The 1,946-nt window shown below is 69.2% G+C and carries 1 protein-coding gene; it reads left to right on the top strand.

The features are described 5' to 3' along the window. The coding region (locus tag ABT245_RS45760) for a SpnB-like Rossmann fold domain-containing protein (RefSeq protein WP_351747068.1) at window positions 1-1,946 on the top strand (1,946 nt) is incomplete at both ends.

The raw sequence follows: 1,946 nt of genomic DNA, 5'->3' as shown, positions 1-1,946 counted from the left end.
CAACACCACCACCCACACCCCCCTCCCCACCTACCCCTTCCAACACCACACCTACTGGCTCCACCACACACCACCCACCAACCCAGCCGGCACCGATCATCCCTTCCTCGGGGCGACCGTACGTCTGGCAGACGGCGACAGGACGCTCCTGGCTGGGCGGATTTCCCTGGCAGCGCAGCCCTGGCTCGCCGATCACGTTGTGGGCGGGCATGTGCTCCTGCCCGGCACCGCGTTCGTGGAGATGGCGCTTCAGGCGGGACAGCAGGTGGGCGCCCCGTATCTGTCGGAGCTGACGCTCGACCATCCGCTCGTGCTACCGACGGAGCCGGGTGCGGACGCGGCAGTGGACTTCCAGGTGCTGATCGACGCCGCCGAGCCCGGACAGGGTCGGCACCCGTTCACCGTGTACTTTCGGGCCGCGGCAGCCGAGGCCCACGAGCCCTGGACAACGCACGCCGGCGGGCTCCTCGTGGGAAGCGGTGACACACCGCCGGCGGAGGACGGGCTCGGCGCCGAGTCATGGCCGCCTGCGGGTGCCACACCGCTCGACGTCTCGTCCTTTTACGCAGACCGGGCGGAAGCAGGGCTGAGTTACGGCCCCGCCTTCCAGGGGCTGCACCATGCGTGGAGCCGGGACGGCGAAGTCTTCGCCCAGGTGGTGCTCGGCGAGGAGCAGCACGCGGACAGCGACCGGTTCGCCATGCATCCTGCCCTGCTCGATGCCGCTCTGCACGCGATCGGGCTGGGTTCCTTCCTGGCCAGGGCGGAGCAGCGGTACGTGCCATTCGCGTGGAACGGCGTCTCCCTGTACGCGGTGAGCGCCCGGCAACTACGCGTTCGGGTGTCGCCGGTGGGCCCTGACGCTGTGTCGCTGCATCTGTCGGATGGGGCCGGGCGCGCAGTGCTTACGGTAGACCGGCTGCATCTGCGGCCCCTCCCCGACACGGCGTCCCGATTTGCGGGAGGCACCGCCGCCGTCGACCGTCGGTCTCTGTTCCGGACCTCGTGGGTCCACCTCCCTGCGCCTCGGACCGCGCAGACTCGGGGGCCGCGCAAGTGGGCGGTTGTCGGCGAGGACGCGTTGCTGCGGGCGTTCGGCGAGACAGTGGCCGGTTATCAGGATGTGGAAGAGCTGGGGCGGGCCGTCGACGGGGACGCGGAGGCCGTTCCGGACGTGGTCTTCATGGCGGCACCTGTATCGCAGAGCGGGGACGTCGCGCAGGAATCCCCCGTGGCGGCGGAGGCCGCGGCGGCCCGAGCGCTGGGTCTGGCACAGTCGTGGATCGCCGACGAGCGCTTCACGGATTCCCGGTTGGTCCTGGTCACGAGTGGCTCGTATCTGCTGGACACGGACGCCCCGTCGGACGGTGAGAAAGGCTTGTCCAACGCGGCCGTGTGGGGCCTCATGCGCTCCGCGCAGTCGGAGCATCCTGATCGGTTCGCGCTCATCGACCTGGACGAGGCGTCGGCCACCGCGGGAGCTCTGACGGAGGAACAGGCGGCGACTCTGGCGTATGCGTTGGCTGTGGGTGAGGGGCAACTGGCCGCACGGGAAGGCACCCTCCACGTCCGCCGCCTCACCCACCTCCCCACACCTACAGCCACACCCACAAGCGAAACGGACACCACCCCCAGCACCCCAACAAACACCGACACCCTCCCCTGGAACCAAGGCACCATCCTCATCACCGGCGCCACCGGAGCCCTCGCCACCCACCTCGCCCACCACCTCATCACTCACCACCACGTCCCCCACCTCCACCTCACCAGCCGCCACCCCAACCACCCCGCCCTCCAACAACTCCAACACCACGCCACCCAACACGGCACCCACATCACCCACACCACCTACGATCTCACCAACCCCCAAGACCTCCACCACCTCACAAACACCCTCAACACCACCCACCACCATCCACCCCTCACCACCGTCATCCACTGCGCCG

Source organism: Streptomyces sp. NPDC001508 (assembly GCF_040298665.1).
Classification (GTDB): Bacteria; Actinomycetota; Actinomycetes; order Streptomycetales; family Streptomycetaceae; genus Streptomyces.
Note: the sequence above shows the minus strand (reverse complement) of the source record. Positions and strands in the feature narration are given on the sequence as shown.